This is a genomic window from Komarekiella delphini-convector SJRDD-AB1 (genome assembly GCF_014831675.1).
GTDB lineage: Bacteria > Cyanobacteriota > Cyanobacteriia > Cyanobacteriales > Nostocaceae > Komarekiella.
Genome location: NZ_VJXY01000020.1, coordinates 1 through 18,722 on the forward strand (window position 1 = coordinate 1; position 18,722 = coordinate 18,722).

General features: G+C 40.5%; 14 protein-coding genes. 11 read left to right on the forward strand and 3 right to left on the reverse strand.

Annotation, left to right across the window (positions count from 1 at the left end; genetic code table 11):
• Positions 1 to 76 precede the first annotated feature (76 nt).
• Complete coding sequence (locus FNW02_RS18560; RefSeq protein WP_191758990.1) at positions 77 to 2,146, forward strand: bluetail domain-containing putative surface protein; 2,070 nt, start codon at positions 77 to 79, stop codon at positions 2,144 to 2,146.
• Between the two features lie 203 nt (positions 2,147 to 2,349).
• Positions 2,350 to 3,969, forward strand: coding sequence for a gamma-glutamyltransferase (gene ggt, locus FNW02_RS18565; protein WP_225225762.1), 1,620 nt, complete (start codon positions 2,350 to 2,352; stop codon positions 3,967 to 3,969).
• A gap of 119 nt (positions 3,970 to 4,088) precedes the next feature.
• On the opposite strand, the gene FNW02_RS18570 is transcribed toward ggt, so the two are convergent.
• Complete coding sequence (locus FNW02_RS18570; RefSeq protein WP_191758991.1) at positions 4,089 to 4,349, reverse strand: hypothetical protein; 261 nt, start codon at positions 4,347 to 4,349, stop codon at positions 4,089 to 4,091.
• A 372-nt stretch (positions 4,350 to 4,721) separates the two neighbouring features.
• Complete coding sequence (locus tag FNW02_RS18575) at positions 4,722 to 5,312, reverse strand: DUF1802 family protein (RefSeq protein ID WP_191758992.1); 591 nt, start codon at positions 5,310 to 5,312, stop codon at positions 4,722 to 4,724.
• 469 nt (positions 5,313 to 5,781) lie between these two features.
• Between FNW02_RS18575 and FNW02_RS18580 the strand changes: the two genes are divergently transcribed.
• From FNW02_RS18580 to FNW02_RS18590, 3 genes are all read left to right on the forward strand, one after another.
• A complete protein-coding gene (locus tag FNW02_RS18580; RefSeq protein ID WP_225225755.1) occupies positions 5,782 to 6,348 on the forward strand; it encodes a L,D-transpeptidase in 567 nt (188 codons plus the stop codon).
• A gap of 79 nt (positions 6,349 to 6,427) precedes the next feature.
• Positions 6,428 to 7,411, forward strand: a complete 984-nt coding sequence (locus tag FNW02_RS18585) for an aldo/keto reductase (RefSeq protein ID WP_191759083.1) — start codon at positions 6,428 to 6,430, stop codon at positions 7,409 to 7,411.
• Positions 7,412 to 7,905: 494 nt separating this feature from the next.
• On the forward strand, positions 7,906 to 8,619 hold the full coding sequence (locus tag FNW02_RS18590) for a hypothetical protein (protein ID WP_191758993.1): 714 nt from the start codon (positions 7,906 to 7,908) through the stop codon (positions 8,617 to 8,619).
• 118 nt (positions 8,620 to 8,737) lie between these two features.
• Here FNW02_RS18590 and FNW02_RS18595 read toward each other — a convergent pair whose 3' ends face one another.
• Positions 8,738 to 8,887 (reverse strand): hypothetical protein, encoded by a 150-nt coding sequence (locus tag FNW02_RS18595; protein WP_191758994.1) that lies wholly within the window; start codon positions 8,885 to 8,887, stop codon positions 8,738 to 8,740.
• A 313-nt stretch (positions 8,888 to 9,200) separates the two neighbouring features.
• Between FNW02_RS18595 and FNW02_RS18600 the strand changes: the two genes are divergently transcribed.
• The 6 genes from FNW02_RS18600 to FNW02_RS18625 all read left to right on the forward strand — a co-directional run bounded on the left by FNW02_RS18600 (position 9,201) and on the right by FNW02_RS18625 (position 18,557).
• Positions 9,201 to 10,466, forward strand: coding sequence for a DUF4912 domain-containing protein (locus tag FNW02_RS18600; RefSeq protein ID WP_191758995.1), 1,266 nt, complete (start codon positions 9,201 to 9,203; stop codon positions 10,464 to 10,466).
• 77 nt (positions 10,467 to 10,543) lie between these two features.
• Positions 10,544 to 11,476, forward strand: a complete 933-nt coding sequence (locus tag FNW02_RS18605; RefSeq protein WP_191758996.1) for a phosphodiester glycosidase family protein — start codon at positions 10,544 to 10,546, stop codon at positions 11,474 to 11,476.
• A gap of 99 nt (positions 11,477 to 11,575) precedes the next feature.
• A complete protein-coding gene (locus FNW02_RS18610) occupies positions 11,576 to 12,139 on the forward strand; it encodes a hypothetical protein (RefSeq protein WP_191758997.1) in 564 nt (187 codons plus the stop codon).
• Positions 12,140 to 12,359: 220 nt separating this feature from the next.
• Entirely contained in the window at positions 12,360 to 12,749 is a 390-nt protein-coding gene (locus FNW02_RS18615) for a DUF2358 domain-containing protein (protein WP_191758998.1), read from the forward strand.
• 49 nt (positions 12,750 to 12,798) lie between these two features.
• Positions 12,799 to 13,986 carry a TRC40/GET3/ArsA family transport-energizing ATPase gene (locus tag FNW02_RS18620; protein WP_191758999.1) on the forward strand — a complete coding sequence of 396 codons (1,188 nt, stop codon included), beginning with the start codon at positions 12,799 to 12,801 and terminating at the stop codon, positions 13,984 to 13,986.
• 710 nt (positions 13,987 to 14,696) lie between these two features.
• Positions 14,697 to 18,557 (forward strand): GAF domain-containing protein, encoded by a 3,861-nt coding sequence (locus tag FNW02_RS18625; protein WP_191759000.1) that lies wholly within the window; start codon positions 14,697 to 14,699, stop codon positions 18,555 to 18,557.
• The last annotated feature ends 165 nt before the right edge of the window (positions 18,558 to 18,722 follow it).

Consider the following 18,722-nt stretch of genomic DNA (forward strand, 5'->3'; position numbering starts at 1 on the left):
ATTTCACAGCACCTATATTCACGACACCTACAAAAAATCGCGATCGCTGCTACTCCTTGACTCATTAATCGCATAAATGCCTGTAATCATTATGGAGCATAGCTTAGAGCTTTTCTTAGTGCCATTCGTAACTGACTATACTTACGATGCTAACAGTCGACTACTCAATGGCTCTAACTCTCTTTTTTCCCCTATTACCTATACCTACGATGCTAACGGTAGTCTAACATCTAACTCCTTTTTTGACGGTGTGTTTTATGCTTTCATCTATACCTACGATGGTAACGGCAGACTGGCAACTGTAAGAACCGAAGAAACTTACAGATATGGCTTCCAAGTAACTGTGTCTACCTATAACTATGATCCCGAAGGTAATCTAACATCTATCAACTCCACAGTCGATGTAGACAATGGCAGCTTCACAGCTGAGACCGTCTCTAGTTATAGTTATGATGCTGACGGTAATTTGATATATCAAAGCAGTGAAGATGTTCCACTTGACTCCTTTGCTATTTCTAAAAGTGTTACAACCTACACCTATGATGCAGAAGGCAACCGCACATCTGTAAGCTCTGGGCCAGACGATGATGGTGACGGCAAAGCTGACTATACCTCCTATACTACTACCTACGATGCTAACGGCAATGTCACATCAGAAATCTCTGACAACAATGGCGACGGTAAATTTGAGTCTGTAAACACCTATACTTATGATGCCAATGGCAACCTGATATCCAGAAGCTATGACGGAGATGGTTCCTTTATAGCTGATTCTGCATTTAAATATACTTACGATGCCAACGGCAACCGATTATCCGAAAGCTATGACAATAATGGTGACGGCAAATTTGACTTTGTAAGCACCTATACTTACGATGCTAACGGTAATCTCACATCCGACAGTAGAGACGAAAATGGTGATGGCAAAATTGACTACATTGTTACCACTATCTACGATCGCATAACTACAACTGAAGACACTGACGGTGATGGTAAGCCTGATGCAGTCACTACCTACAATTACAACACCAGCAGCAAGCTAATATCTGAGCAGACTGACAACAATCAAGATGGGATAATTGATGCAGTCACTACCTACAGCTACGATACTAGCGACAAACTGGCAACCAAGAACTTTGACGCAGGTAATGACGGCATCATTGACGCACTTACTATATATAGCTACGATGCCAGTGGCAAGCTGATATCTGAGGAGTTCGACAGTAGAATTGATGGACTCAGTGACACCCTCACCACTTACAGCTACAATGCCTTGGGTAATCTGACAACTAAGACTGTTGATGCTGGAATTGTAGATGGTATTCTTGTCTCAGTTACTAGCTACAACTATGATGCAAGCGGCAAGCTGATATCTGAGCAGATTGATGACAACAATGATGGTGTCACTGACCAGCGTATCAGTTACATCTATGGTGATAAGGGTAAACTCGTATCCAAGACCATTAATGATGATCCAGTACAGAATTTAACCCTCAACGGTGGCAATGGTGACGATGAGTTAATTGGTGATGCTGGCAATGACACAATTTATGGTAACGACGGGAACGATGAACTGTTGGGGTTAGCTGGCAATGACACAGTTTATGGTGGCGACGGTAACGATGATTTAGTGGGATTTGATGGCTATGATCAACTCTTCGGTGGTAAAGGTAATGATCAACTATCAGGATTTGACGGCAATGACCAACTTAATGGTGGTTACGGTAGTGATACACTCATTGGTGGTGCTGGTGGAGATATCCTAACTGGCGGTAATCGTAGTGATATCTTTGTGTTTGGGTCTTTGAGTGATTCGTTGCTGTCTAATTTTGATGTGATTAAAGATCTGAAGATTGGTGTAGATATCATTGATGCACCTCGTGCCGTGAATGCCTTAAATGTTGGCCAATTTGGTGCTATTAGTAGCCTGACCGAGGCTAGAATCCAGGACTTATTGGACACAACTGCTTTTGTAGCAAATCAAGCGGCTACGTTTAGTCTAGGTCTGGCTACAAATGTAGTAGATGGTAATGTGCGGACGTTCTTAGCTATTAATGATTCTACTAATGGATTTGACGCCAAAACTGATAGCATCATTGAAATTACTGGTTACAGCGGTAATTTAGGTGCGCTGTCGATTGTTTAACTAAGTGAGTTAAGTTTGGCTGAAGGTAATTGGACTTGTCTAAAAATTTTACATCCGCTCAAATTAAACGTTTACACCCATTTGCGATCGCCTTAGTTACTAACTCCATACAAGGGGCTATCGCTTTTTTTTCTTTTAGCGTTCTCCTTTACAGTCAAGTCGCATCAGCAGGCTTGACTTTACCCCTACGCACCAAAAAGGGAATGGTGGTTTCGGCTCATCCCTTAGCTAGTGAAGCAGGAATTTTGATGTTACGCAAGGGTGGTAATGCAGTTGATGCAGCCGTAGCCACAACATTTGCTATTTCTGTAGTCGAACCTTTTTCAGCGGGAATCGGCGGCGGCGGCTTTTTGTTGATGCATTCAGAGAAAACTGGGGAGATAAAAGCGTTAGATTTCCGCGAACGCGCACCCCTCAAAGCTACAAGAAATATGTATTTGGATGCACAACGGAAGGTGCGTCCGAATGTAAGTGTAAACGGTTATTTAGCGGTGGCGACACCGGGAACCGTAGCCGGACTTTATGAAGTTCATCGTCGCTATGGTAAGCTGTCTTGGCAAGAGGTAGTGAAACCTGCGATCGCTCTTGCTAAAGATGGCTTTGTTTTAAGTCCTCAAGTTACTTGGCGTTCGATCCCAGAGTACAAAAACCGCAAGCAAGCAATTCTCGACAATCCGGCGGCGCGGGAAATTTTCATTCGTAACGGCGAACTGTATCAACCAAGAGAAAAGCTGGTGCAGCGTGATTTAGGACGCACATTAGCAGCAATTGCCCAGAATCCCCAAAGTTTTTACACCGGAAATATTGCCCAGGCGATCGCTTCCGATATGGTAAAAAACGGTGGTTTAATTACTCTAGAAGACCTTAAAGCCTACAAACCAATTTGGCGGACTCCCGTGTGTGGAAATTTTCGCAAAGCTAAAATTTGCTCAATGCCACCACCTTCATCAGGAGGCATTCACCTATTGCAGATATTAAATATTATTGGTGACACTGATTTAAAATCTTTAGGTTGGCATCATCCCGATGCTTTACATTTGATGGTAGAGGCGATGAAGATTGCTTATAGCGATCGCTCGCAATATTTAGGCGATCCAGATTTTGTCAAAGTTCCTTCACAAGAACTGCTCAGCCCAGCATACGCCAAAAAACGCCGTCAAGAAATTAATATGAAGATGGCTCGACCCTCAACCGAGATCAAGCCAGGACTCAATACAATTCCCAATTCAAAATCTTCTGAATCCACTCAAACCAGTCATCTTACTGTTGTGGACGAACAACGTAATGCCGTGAGTTTGACTTTCACGATTAACTTAGGGTTTGGTGCTGGTGTGGTGACACCAGGAACCGGGATTGTTCTCAACAACGAGATGGATGATTTTGCAGCTGCGCCAGGAGTGCCTAATGCTTTTGGTTTGATTGGCAACGATGCCAATAGCATTGCACCTCGCAAAACTCCTTTATCCAGCATGACTCCCACAATTGTTACAGAAAATGGACGCCTCCGCATGGCAGTGGGTACACCTGGAGGTAGCACCATCATCACCCAAGTATTGCAAGTTATCCTGAATGTGCTGGAATACAACATGGATGTCGGTGCGGCGATTTCTGTTCCACGCATACATCATCAATGGCTTCCAGATGAGTTACGCTCAGAAGCCTGGAGTTTGGATGCTCTCACTCTGCGAGACTTACGCCGTCGAGGACACAATATCAAGGAAGCGACTCCTTGGGGTAATGCTAATGCGATCGCCGTCACAAAGGATGGAACTTTAGAAGGAGCGGCCGATCCCCGTGGTGAAGGCTCCCCTAGAGGGTGGTGAGGGGGAGTGGGGGAGTGAGAGCAGGGGGAGCAGAGGGGCGGAGGAGCAGAGGGAGAATAATAACTCTTGACCCTTGACTCTTGACTCTTGACCCTTGACTCTTGACCCTTAACTCCTAACTACTGATTTTGAATTGTTGACTCTGCGAAACTGCTACCAAATTCATTTGCCCGTGCGCTATGTACTAATGTCCAGCCAGCTTTGAGAAGTTTTTGGTAAGTTGCCCAGCCTTTAGAACCGCCTGGTATTTGATAATCTGGTACTGCAAATTGCCCAAAAGCTGTGTAGGGACGCCAAGGTTGATTGGGTGCTATCTGCAAATGCAAGATTTTCTCTCCATCGCTGCCAAACTTAGATAACCAGCACATTTGTCGATGCATTGCAAACTCCTTTGCTTTTCTCTGATAAAGCATAATGGCAGACTTTTGTCAAGGCTAACCTCACCCTTGTGGGGGACTTTTTTACCTAACGGGTTAGGTAAGCAAGATTAAGCACTATCTAATCAAGGATAATTACTTAACATTTCAACCCCATAAGGGCAGTTGATAGTAGGACACAAAGATAAACAGCCTTTACCTTTACCCTAGGTCAAGATTCCTCTAATGTTATCCGCGCTTTTTGCAATTGTATGTATCAACAACTACTATTTAAGCTGAGGTTTGCAATCAAACTATTTGTTGTTCTGGTTACATTAGTGCAGATTTTAGAAGTTATTTATGCAGTTGCGTCAAATCCAAAATCTGCACTTGGCGTTAGAGGGATGGAGCATACAACTTGTCGCCGACAATCCCGCGAATTGTCTCTACTAACTGGGTGTATGCAAAGTCAGACAAAACAGGTTTTGCATCTTCTATCTGAATCGATTGCTCTAAATCAATCCACGATTTGCAGCCACCGTACTCCGAGCGATAAGGAATTTCTTGCTCTTGGGGTAGTTTGTAAGTCCGCAGGAGGAGAATATATAGAGGTTGACGTGGTTTCCATTTGAGGCGATCGCTAATAAAATGCTCGTTCCAAATATGGAAAGGGAGTAAGGCGTCAACAATAGACTCGTTACTTACTGGCAAAATATCAGTAATTTCAGCCCAACTGCCGATGCGAATTGTTTCTGGATGCCAACCTGATGTTACTGGATAGACATGATTGGCATACTCAGCTTTGAGCATGAAAGCTTGTTGATGTTCATAAGTAGGGTAAAGCAAAATCTGCTCATGAGCAACTTGGAAACGTCCACTCCGTTCATGGATACCACCTTTACGGAGCAACATAATTGTTTTGCCACTTTCTAGGGCATTTATGGCAACTGCCCATTCTTTGAGAGCGTGGATAGTGGTTGCTTGCATAGGTATTCACTTAGCAGTGTTTTAATCATAGGTTAACACCTGGTGTGTTGAGCATTGCCCACACTATTGCTACTTAATGATAAGAAATTAGCAATATTCTTAGTTTAATTATATCTAGAAACAATTCTGCTAATTCTCTATTCTTTAATCAAAACCAAAATGATTAAATTCCTACTATAGCAATTTGATTTAAAAATATGTAAGTAGTTTAAAAAATAAATTTCTTCTAAATAATTGCTGTATTAAAAATTACCAATTATTGAAATTAACTATACTATAGACAGACGAAATGAGAAATTAACAAAGTTAAATTTTAAAATAAATGCCTACATGCAAGTTGTAAACTTCTGATTTACATCGTTAATTGTATTCAGAAGTAAACAAGAGTTGTGCTTACAGTAAATTGCTTATCAATTTAAAAGTCTTTTAGCTTTTAACTCAGGAAATATCGATGAGGAGAAACTCACAAATGTTTCTACCACTGAAATACAGCCATATCCAAATGTTAAAGCAATCATTCAAATTAGTTATTTTAACTTGTACATTTGTATTAAACTCTGCTCCAGCGATACCATTAGCTTCTGAGCTATCAGTTACTTCTCACACTTCATCCCAAAATTTAGTTGTTAATAATTCAAATAATTTACCTCTTCATCTCAAGATAAGTCTTAGCGATCGCCAAGTAACTCTCTATCGAGGAAAAACCCAAATTAAAAGTTATCCAATAGCAGTAGGACGCCAAGGTTGGGAAACTCCAATAGGCAATTTTCAAGTACTTAATATGTTGAAAAAACCTGCTTGGATAAACCCTTTCACCGAAAAAGCCATACCTGGAGGACATGCTGCAAACCCTCTTGGTAACTACTGGATTGGATTTTGGACAGACGGTAACAATTGGGTTGGCTTTCATGGTACTCCTAATCCTGATTCAGTGGGCAAAGCTGTCTCACATGGTTGTATTCGGATGTACAACCAGGATATTCAGGAATTATTCCATCAGGTGGATTTAGGAACACCCGTGACTGTAGAACCATAGCTGAGGTAGTGTCTTCATTTACAGCTGTCTACTTCAGCTGCGTAAGATGAAGAAGGAATTATCAACTCAGAATTTAAGCATGGAAAAGCGATCGCTAGGTAAATCGGATGTGCAAATCACACCCATTCTGATGGGAACTTGGCAAGCTGGTAAAAAAATGTGGGTGGGAATTGAGGATGCTGACTCAATTAAAACTATCCGAGCAGCATTTGAGGCTGGGATCACCACAATTGATACTGCTGAAGTTTATGGTGAAGGGCATTCTGAGCGCATTGTAGCCGAAGCTCTATCTGATGTGCGCGATCGCGTAGAATATGCCACAAAAGTTTTCGCTAACCATCTAAAGCATGATCAAGTAATTGAAGCTTGTGAGCGTTCCCTAACAAACCTCAAAACCGATTACATCGACCTTTATCAAATTCATTGGCCATCCGGTGCTTTCAGTAGTGAAATAGTGCCAATTGAGGAAACTATGAACGCTCTGACTTCACTCAAAGAGCAAGGTAAAATTCGAGCAATCGGTGTTTCCAATTTTTCTCGCGTTCAATTGGCAGAAGCCTCAAAGTATGGACGTATTGATAGTTTACAACCACCCTATTCTTTGTTTTGGAGACAGATAGAAAAGGATGCAGTGCCTTATTGTGTAGAAAACAATATTTCTATCCTGGCTTATTCGCCTTTAGCACAGGGATTGTTGACAGGTAAATTTAAGCCTGGTCACAAATTTGACCCAGCAGACAACCGTGCGAAGAATAAGCTATTTCAAGGCGAAAACTTTGAACGTGCCCAACAAGCTTTAGAAAAACTGCGTCCCATAGCTGACCGTCATAATTGTACCTTGGCACAGTTGGCTTTAGCGTGGTTAATTGCCCAACCCCAAACAAATGCGTTCACCAAAGGTGTTGGCAACGCCATCGCTGGAGCTCGTTATCCCGAACAAGCAGCAGCAAACGCACTAGCTGCTGAGGTTAAACTTTCTGCTGCTGAACTGACAGAAATTGATGCCATTGGACGCATCGTTACAGACCATTTTGATGATAGTCCAATCATGTGGAATTGGTAAATTGACTTGTGGTTTTGCACAGTAGCTAACATCTATATTGCAAAATCCAACAAAACATCAACTTTAGTAAACTCAGGGTTGCAACTCAATAACTAAGTGATAACTTAAATAGTAGGACACCAAATAAGGAAAAACCAAACTAAATGGGTAAATGACCTGGTGTCTCCTGTCAGTAACCCAAGCAAATCTCAGCATATCAATAATATGTAAGTGGCCAAAAGCCTGATTTCAAAGGCAAAGCCAAATCCCAAAGCGGAAAAACGCAAGAATGCTGGATTTGTTAGTTTTATGTCCACCTTAGTTGTTAACTCTCGATTGCTTACAAAGTTTAATCACTTGAAAATCCTAAATCCGAGAAAACCTGGTCAATCCTGACTAGGTTTTTGGATTTTTAGGGTGTTTTTTATTATCAAACTAATAAAATTATTTATTCGCGGGTAATTTTCCAGCAGGGAATACAATAGGACAGCAACATTTCCTGGTGGGAGAGTTAAATGAAAATTTATAGCTTTTTCAAGAATATTACTACAGCCACTATCATAGCTAGCCTTTCTTTTGCCTGTGAACCAACTGTTAGCACAAAAACAGAGCCAGCAAAGACCACTGAAAAATCTAAATCACAACCAAATATTGTCTATGGCGAATTAATTATTAAAGAACAATCAGATTATTTGATGATTCCAGTTAGTCGAAAAGATATAAATAAAGAAAGGGATAATTATTTAAACTCTTCAGGTTACTCTGGAAGAAATAGCAATTTTTCTAATATTATATTTTATCATAAACAAAATACTGAAACTCATCTTCTATTAAATAAAAAAGCAATCATAACTTCCTTCGATTTATTGGAAGTAAAAACAACAGGCAGACCACCCACTAGATTTTGGTTGTATAAAATCCTAGACCAAGATACAAATGCAGACAACAAACTAAATAATGAAGATGCCGTTATTGGCTATCTTTCTGATTTATCAGGTAAGAATCTCCAGCAGATTACTCCAAATAACACCCAAATTATCAATTGGGTTGTTATTCCTAGCCAAAACGCAATTTTTCTTAAATTTCTTAAAGATTCTGATAACAATAAAAAATTTACAGAGGCAGACAAGACAAATTTTATTAGAGTTAACTTGGATAAACCTGGTATGGGGACTGAGATTATCAGTAATCAAATAGAACAAGAAATTGAATCGTATTTTCTTAAATAAACCTTTTACAAAAATCTAACCACTGTCTGAGAAAGTTCTGATGTTTGGCAACCGATCCTCCGACTTTCCGTAGACGAACATCATTACAGTAATAAAAAAACCTTACTAAGCTAATTGGCTAATTGCGATCGCCATGCCTCACAACTGCCATCATGGGGCATTGTAATTCTTCTCCATGCCTAGAAACTCTCAATAATGTTATGAAAGCTTGACATATATCTGAGGACTCAACAGCTTCTATGGCTGTAATGTTATGATTACATGACATTTTGATCCCGAAAGGACTGATAAATTCGTGAAACAAGCAAAAAAACGTCTTGAGACCCCTTGATCCCAACAGAAGGTTACTGGTTATATATACTTATAGAAACAACTCCTCCGATCCCAAAGAAATGCTGACTATGGCATAAATAGGAATTGAAAGTGAGTCACTCTCAATTTAAAAACAGACTAAAAAACTTAAAAACTGGGCAAAACCAGGAGTCAGGAATAAGAAATTCATCTGGAGTGGATGACATTTTATACAGCATTCTTTAACCAGGGGAAATCATTTACCGCTTAAACTACTGGAGGCCAAACAAATGGCAAAAGAACGCCCACCGTTAGAAGAAATGACATTACGGCAACTACGCAGAGTTGCCAGCGAATATAGCATCTCTCGCTATAGCCGAATGCGGAAATCGCAACTGCTGGCATCAATTCAAGAAGTCCAGCGCAGCAAAACTTCGCTTACCCCATCTCGCTCACTGGAGGCACAGGAAACCGTGGAAGCAGCAAAATTTGAATTAGGTCAGGAAGATCGTACTGGTGGTTCCCTCGCTGATGTTGACGAAGGAATTGCGGATCTGCCAGCAGGTTACGGTGATAGCCGCATTGTACTTTTACCACGAGATCCTCAGTGGGCTTACACTTACTGGGATGTTCCTAATGAACATAAAGAGGAGCTGCGCCGCCAAGGAGGACAACAACTGGCACTGCGGATTTATGATGTCACCGACATCAATATCGAGTACCAAAGCCCTCACAGCATTCAAGAATATCCTGCTGATGAACTAGCAAGAGAATGGTATCTGCCAGTTCCAGTGAGCGATCGCGATTATGTAATTGATGTTGGCTACCGTGCTGCCGATGGTCGCTGGTTAGTATTAGCCCGTTCTACAAAAGTACACATTCCTCCCGTCTATCCTTCCGATTGGATTGAGGATGTCTTTATCACTGTGAACTTTGAAGAGGATTTGCGTGGACAGACTCAGTACGAACTAGTTCCCCCTGCCAAGAAGATAGCGACTGTGAATGGCAATGCCAATGCCTATGGCAATGACAATAGTAACCCCTTATACGACCAAATCTTTGGCTTGGCTGAGTCCGCCGAAGCCCAACGAGTTGCTGGTTCTATCTTCGGTTCCATGCAGCAAGTACCAAGTTCTGCGCGTCCCGAACAAGCTATCAGTTCCTACGTTTTCCCATCTGGTGTGGGTATGTGGGCAGTTCCTACCGTGTCTGGTTTAACCATGTCTGGCGTAGGAATGTCGGGTGTTGGCTTCTCAGCTTCCGCTGTACCAGTACGTCCACGCCAGTTCTGGTTAATTGCTGATGCTGAACTGATTGTCTATGGTGCAACTGAACCCGATGCTACCGTAACGATTGGTGGTCGTCCAATTAAGCTGAATCCAGATGGTACATTCCGCTTCCAGATGTCCTTCCAGGATGGTTTAATTGACTATCCAATTTTGGCTGTGGCTGCTGATGGTGAACAAACCCGATCAATTCACATGAAGTTTAATCGTGAGACACCATCCCGGAATACCAACACCAAAGAAGAAGCTGTTCTAGAATGGCTCCCTTAATTAGTTCTTAGATGAACTCAAAGCTGAAATTTTAAACTTTCCCCGCTATAGTTATCCTATAGCGGGTTTTACATTACATGTCTACAAAAAAAATAATTCTATTACTTATCTCGATCATTGCAGTAAGCTTATTCTCAGGTTGTACAGAGATTGCAGCAAATTCAATACCCAAAGCATCTAAAACTTGTTTTGGTAAAGATAGCAAATTCAGTATTGAATTTTTCAAAACCAATAATCGAGGTGAAAAATATGAAAGAGGCATCAACCATGTAATTATTTTTAATCCCAAATCAGATAAATTAGATTTCAAAGTTAATGTTGGTCTCTCTCATCAAATATATGCTAAGGATTCTAGGGGAAAACTGCGTCAAGAATATATACAAAAGCAATTTCGCGAACTCATAGCTGATGGAAATGCAAAATTAAACAGACAACTACCCATTGCTGCAATTAATGCTGACTATATAGGTACTGATGATCGACCACAAGGCTTAAATATTTCTCGTGGCATTGAGTATTCGGGAGCTTTTAAAAATAAGCGTTCTTCTTTTGGTATATCAGGAGGTACACCCAAGCAGCGACAAGCTACCATCCAGGCTGGCAGAAGAAAAAATAATATTCTTAATTATAATTTGGTGGGAGGTAATGGCAGATTCTACCGTCAAGGTAAGTTTAAAGATATTTGTCAAGACTTAGGAGAATTTGCTTGTAAAAATGCGACTAATCGCTCTATGGCAGCTATCACCAATCAAGGGTATGTAATTCTGTTGGTGAATGACGCAAAAGCTAATTCAGCTATTGAAATCTCTCAAGTTAATCAAGAATTACTACCAGATATATTTGACGAAGTCTTGGAAGGAATTGCCAGCAATAACTGTTTAGGTAAGATTCAAGAGGGGATATTATTTGATGGAGGTATGTCTCCAGGATTGTATTACAATCAGAAAATATATGTAGAAAACTCTGGGCCAATTGGGTCAGTTTTTTTGATTTATAAAAAAACACAATAATTAAAGGATTAAGTGCAATCAGGTTTTATCTAATGGATAAACTGATGCACCCGATGAACCTCAGAGCAGTACGCTAGAGGCTAGAGCCAAGAAAAAACTATGACACATGAAGAAATTGCGGCTACCTTAACAGAATTATTTAGCACAGAAGCTATTGCTGCGATCGCACCAGGCTCATGGCAAGTAGACACTCCTAATTTTCGGCTGTTGGTACTGCTTTCCGAAGATAATACTTGGCTGCGAGTTTTACTACCTATTGTACCCGCACAAGAAGCCCAACCTTTTTTAGCACAGTTACTAGAAGCTAACTTTGATGACACTCAGGAAGTACGCTACGCTTTGTATGAAGGGGTAGTTTGGGGAGTATTTCATCACAACAGTGAAACTTTGGTAAGTGCAGATTTATTCAACGCAATTAACAGACTTGTGTCTTTGCATCAGACTGGATTAAATAACGTCTTTAATCAACTTGTTGAAAGCCGCATTCGGCAAATTGTCCAAGCAGCAAAACAGCAAGGACAATCTCTTCAAGCTACTATGCAAAACCTAGAACGCTTTTACGCAGAAGGTTTACTGGGTGAAATAGAGCAAACCCCAGAGGCCCAAGCAGAAGTGTTAGGTGCTTGGCGGCGTCAGTTAGAACGCTTATGGAATGAAGGTTGATTTTAATTCATAATATAAATTTATATCCTACTCTGTCTACAAAAAGGCATCGGGAAAACCTATTCCTTGTCGCTAGGTGATGAAAGACGCCCCAACGCCGTTGACAGTTGACGTTTGACGGTTAACAGTCAACACGAAATCCCATCACCTTTTAGGAGTGGGATGAGCTTAAAGAATTTGTTTACAGAATTTACATCAATTTGAAAATAAGTTATTCATTATGGATATCATTGAAATCCTCAAACAAGACTATCAAAGATTTCCAGTTAATCAAACTTACAATATTTACGCTCAAGACGTTTATTTCCAAGACCCGCTGAATAAATTTCATGGTGTTAAACGTTACAAATGGATGATTAAATTCATTGAGACTTTTTTTTTAAATCCCAAAATGGACTTACACGATATTAAAAAAGATGGAGACACAATTAAAACTGATTGGACACTCAGCTGGAATACTCCCCTCCCTTGGAAACCACGAATCTCTATCCCTGGCTGGAGTGAATTAAGTCTTAATTCTGCTGGTTTGATTGTTTCTCATATTGATTATTGGAATTGTTCGCGCTTCGACGTGGTAAAACAGCATTTCTTTTCCTTAAACAGTCGATAATGTAAATGTAAATAAATGTAAAAAATTCTTAGTCAGGACAGAATCATCCATGCGTGTAATTTTGATGACTGGCAAAGGCGGCGTGGGGAAAACCTCCGTTGCTGCTGCGACTGGCCTCCGTTGCGCGGAACTAGGTTATCGCACACTAGTTTTGAGTACAGACCCCGCTCACTCTTTGGCAGACAGTTTTGATCTGGAACTGGGCCATGCGCCGCGAGAGATTCGCCCAAAATTGTGGGGTGCGGAATTGGATGCGTTGCTAGAACTAGAGGGAAACTGGGGTTCTGTGAAGCGTTATATTACCCAAGTTTTGCAGGCAAGAGGTTTAGAAGGGGTGCAGGCGGAAGAATTGGCAATTTTACCAGGCATGGATGAAATTTTTGGCTTGGTAAGGATGAAACGTCATTACGATGAAGGCGAGTTTGATGTCTTGATTATTGACTCAGCCCCTACTGGTACAGCATTGCGACTACTAAGTTTACCGGAAATCGGTGGCTGGTATATGCGTCGTTTTTACAAACCATTTCAAAACATTTCGGTAGCACTTAGACCTCTTGTCGAACCTCTTTTTAGACCAATCGCTGGTTTTTCCCTCCCAGACAAAGAGGTGATGGATGCACCTTACGAGTTTTATGAACAAATTGAAGCTCTGGAAAAAGTATTAACAGACAATACTCAAACCTCAGTGCGTCTGATCACGAATCCAGAAAAGATGGTGATTAAAGAATCTCTCCGTGCTCATGCCTATCTAAGTTTGTACAACGTTGCCACAGATTTAGTAGTAGCTAATCGCATCATTCCTAGCGAAGTACAAGACCCATTTTTCCAACGTTGGAAAGAGAATCAACAACAATACCGTCAGGAAATTCATGATAATTTTCACCCTTTGCCTGTAAAGGAAGTTCCGCTTTTCTCTGAGGAATTATGTGGATTGCCAGCATTAGAACGGCTAAAGGAAACTCTGTATAAGGATGAAGATCCGACTCAGGTTTATTACAAAGAAACGACTATTAGAGTCGTGCAAGAGCAAAACCAATACAGCTTGGAACTTTATTTACCTGGTATTCCTAAAGATCAAATTCAACTGAATAAAACTGGAGATGAATTAAACATTACTATTGGCAACCATCGGCGTAACTTAGTATTACCGCAAGCCTTAGCAGCACTCCAACCATCAGGAGCAAAGATGGAAGAAGACTATCTGAAAATTCGCTTTAGCGACAATGTAAGAGTTTAATTTTGCTTAAACGGTAAGATCTAGACAAAAAGCCAGCACTAAAAAGCAAAAAGTTTTTATTTTAGCTTGTACAGACGTAAAGAATATTATGTCTGTACTCTTTGCTTTCAATAATTCGGATTGTATATTTTTAACACTAGACCTGCCGTAAAAATAAACGCTAAAACAATGCAAATCGTTCCAATATCATTTTCATTGTTCCTTGTGAACGTCGCTTATGTAGCCTCTTGCATAAGTCGAACCACTGACAAGCACTTTGAAAAATTTTGCGCTCCTCTTACCCGGATGCGTAAACTTTTTGCTGTGTTTACCGATGTTTATCTGTGGTTTATTTTGATCTTCTTCCGATTTTTATAAGAAGTCTACTGATGACCTAAAGTATATATTATAGAATTTTTTAAATTGCTTGCTCGAAGTTATCTTATTTTTATAGCAATTCTTTAGTTATACTGTACGTAAAAATGTAGTAAACATATTAATTAAAATATAATCAATATTAACGCATAATTTGAATGTAAATAATAAATTTAATTTGCTATAAGCCGATGTAATTTACTAATCAAGTTCCTGTTGTTATGAATTTTTAGTAAATAAATTGATAGTGTCTTGCCAGTAGTTTTACTGAAGACAAGTTGATTGATTAAATTTAAAAATGTCTTTAGATTTAATTATGTTTATTGGCAAATTGTTAATTTATTTTACTATAAACAATGACATTAAACGATGAAAAAGACTTACAAGTAAGTCGTTATGAAGAAAGTTTACTAAACCGCATTACAAACCGTATCCGCCGAACCCTAGAGTTGGAAGAGATTATTACAGTGACAACAGCTGAGGTGCGATCGCTGCTTGGAACTGATCGAGTGATGATTTACAAGTTTCATGCTGACGGTAGTGGTCAAGTCATTGCTGAGTCAATTTACAATAATCGATTACCGTCGCTGCTAGGGCTAAATTTTCCAGTTGATGACATTCCCCTCCACGTGCGTGAAATGTTTATCAAGTCACGGGTACGTTCTGTTGTGAATGTGGATACTGGGGAGATTGGTCAAAGTCACCTGCGTGACTTGGAAAATGGAGAAACTATATTAGAGGAGATACGTTACCGCCCTGTAGATTCTTGTCATATTGAATATTTGACAGCTATGGGGGTAAAGTCCACTATAGTAGCGCCTATTCTTGATCAAAATGAACTCTGGGGGCTGCTGGTATCTCATAACTCTGAAACTCGGTTTATTTCAGAATATGAATTAGAAGCGGTACAGATGGTAGTTGATCAATTGTCAGTAGCGATCGCCCAAAGTACCCTCTTGACCCAAGCTCGCCAGAAAGCTGAACGGGAAGCTATCATTAACCGCATTGCTACCCTACTGCATTCACTACCCACGATTATATTACAACCAGCTCTAGAAGCGGCTGTAGCTGCTTTTGATGGTATTGGTGGCAGGCTTTGCATTAGAAATGAAGCCTTGAATTTCCAAAATGGCAGCGTTCAGAGTTTAGCAGAATGTTTGATCCCAGGAAATAATTGTGCCAAACTTTATACTTCTGGACAACAGCCTATAATGTCAGAACAAAATATTTATCCATTGATAGAACAGTATAGCGTCTGGCAGGAACATTACAAGTCTGGTAAATATGACATTTGGGCAATTTCAGACATATATCAAACTCCCAGCTTGCGAAGTTTACAAACTAGTTTTCAACTAACTAAAATTCGCAGCATGTTGATGATTCCGCTCCAGTATCGTCAGCAATTGCTGGGCTATTTAAGCATTTTTCGCAACGAAATAGATACAGAAACTCTGTGGGCGGGTCAATTTGACCTTGATCAAAGGCAACTTTATCCCCGTCAATCGTTTGAAGTTTGGCGGGAATCTAAAAAAGCTCAAGCACGCAAATGGACGGATGAAGAGATTGAACTAGCTAGAGAACTTGGCAAACATTTTGCTTCAGCAATTCAGCAGTATGAACTATACCAACAGGTACAAGCCTTCAATGAGAATTTAGAAAAACAAGTTAAAAGACGCACATTTGAACTGCAACGGACAGCTGAACAACAACAAGCTGTGTTTGGAGTTATTGCCAAGATTCGTGAGTCTCTTGACACTAATACAATTTTTCAAACAACTACTAAAGAAGTTTGTCAATTAATCAAAGCTGATCGTGTTTCTGTATATCGCTTTACTTCTGATTGGGGTGGAGAATTTGTCGGTGATTTTGAGGCTGCTAGTCCATACTGGTCAAATGAGTACAAACTTGGTATTAATACAGTTTGGAATGACACCTACTTACAAGACACCCAAGGAGGACGTTACCGCAACAATGAAACATTTGCGGTAGATAACATTTATCAGATGGGGTTTGATCCTTGTCATATCGACAATCTGGAGCAGTTTCAAATTCACGCTTTTGTGCTGGCTCCAATCTTTGTTGGACAAAAACTTTGGGGTTTGCTTGCAACTTATCAACACTCTGGGCCCCGTCAATGGAAAGGTATTGAGATTAATTTTCTGAGTCAGATTGCTGCCCAAATTGGAGTAGCACTACAGCAAGCGGAGTTACTCACGCAAACGCAACAGCAGGCGTTAAGTTTGCGACAAGCAGCAGAACAGCAACAGGTATTGTTTGAAGTTGTTGCGAAAATTCGGGAATCTCTTGACTTGGAGACAGTTTTTGCTGCAACTGTACGTGAAGTGCGTTGCTCTCTGAATGCTGATCGAGTGGTAGTATACCACTTTGACCCTAGTTCTGAATTTGATGAAGGTGAAATTGTTTCAGAAAATGTTCTGCCAGAGTTTACTTCTGCTTTAACCTTAAAAATTCAAGATAACTGTTTTAAGAAGAAGTATGAGGTTCTGTATCGTCAGGGACGCATTCAGGCGATCGCTGATATTCATAACTCTGGACTGAACCCTTGTTACGTTCAAATGCTGGAGCAACTTCAGGTTCAAGCTAATTTAGTTTTACCACTAGCTAAAAGTAATGAGCTTTGGGGTTTGTTGTGTATTCAACAATGTAACCAGCCCCGCGAATGGCAAACTTCAGAAATTCAATTTGCTACCCAAGTCGCAGCTCAGTTAAGTGTAGCACTAGAGCAAGCTGACTTACTCGTTCAGACACGACAGCAAGCAGCTGATTTGCATGAGGCAGCAGAACAACAGCGAGTCTTATTTGAAGTAGTTGCTAAAATACGGGAATCACTTGATTTAGATGCAATTTTTCAGACAACCACTCAAGAAGTCTGTAAATCACTGCAAGCTGATCGAGTTGCAGTCTATCGCTTCGGGCCTGATTGGAGTGGTGAATATATTGCTGAGTTTGCAGTTAATGGCTGGGTTAAGTTAGTCAGTTCTGATATCAAGACCGATTGGAAAGATAGCTATTTACAAGAAACTCAAGGTGGACGATATCGCCACAATCAAACCTTTGCAGTTGATGACATTTATAAAGCTGGTCATGCTGACTGTCACATTAAGGTTTTGGAGCAATTTCAAACAAAAGCGTATGCGATCGCGCCAATTTTTATTGGGCAACAGCTATGGGGCTTATTAGCAGCATACCAAAACTCTGCACCCCGTCACTGGGAAGCCTCGGAAGTCCAGTTTATCGCTCAGATTGCCAATCAGCTTGGGGTTGCACTCCAACAAACCCAATTACTTAATCAGACCAAAGAGCAGACAGAAAAGCTAGCTCAAGCTTTGCATGATTTACAACAAACTCAAACCCAACTCATCCAGAGTGAGAAAATGTCTTCACTAGGTCAACTGGTCGCTGGTGTTGCTCACGAAATAAACAACCCCGTCAACTTCATTTATGGCAACATCAACCACGTTAGTGAATACGCAGAAGATTTACTTAGTATACTGGAGCTTTATCAACAGCACTGCCCTAACCCCAGCCCCGAAATTCGCGATCGCGCATTCGAGATCGACTTAGAATTTGCCACAGAGGATTTACCCAAAACCTTATCTTCTATGAAGATTGGGGTTGAGCGCATTCGTCAAATTGTCTTGGGTTTGCGGAATTTCTCGCGCCTTGACCAGGCTGAAATGAAGCCAGTTGATATTCATGAAGGTATTGATAGCACCTTGCTGATTTTGCAGCATCGCTTGAGAGCAAAACCGGAAAGTCCAGCTATTGAGTTAGTCAAAGAGTACGGTGACTTGCCCTTGGTAGAGTGCTATGCTGGGCCACTCAATCAGGTATTTATGAATGTTTTGAGCAATGCGATCGATGCCTTAGAAGATGTTAAAGAATCTAAATCAGAACCTCACAGTAGTCAAATCATCATCCGTACTGCGATTAAAGAGATGGAAGGCAATGTTAAGAGCGTGGTAATTCGCATTGCGGATAATGGTTTAGGAATACCCGAAACTGTTAGGACAAGAATCTGTGACCCATTTTTCACTACTAAGCCAGTGGGAAAAGGTACTGGCTTGGGGTTATCAATTAGTTATCAGATTATCGTTGAGAAACATGGTGGTGTCTTTAAATGTGATTCACAACCAGGGTTAGGCACAGAATTTTGGATTGAAATTCCGATGAAACAAACTACTGTTATTGTTTAGTTTCAAGTTATAAGATTATGTGTAACAAAATCTCTTTGCAAAAAGTACTTTTGCAATGGACTCCATTCATAGATCTCACAATGTGGGATGAAAACCTCTCAAAACTAAAATTTTTGAAGCGATAATTTTCATTGTCCACAAGAGTTTATGATTATGAGTGATCAA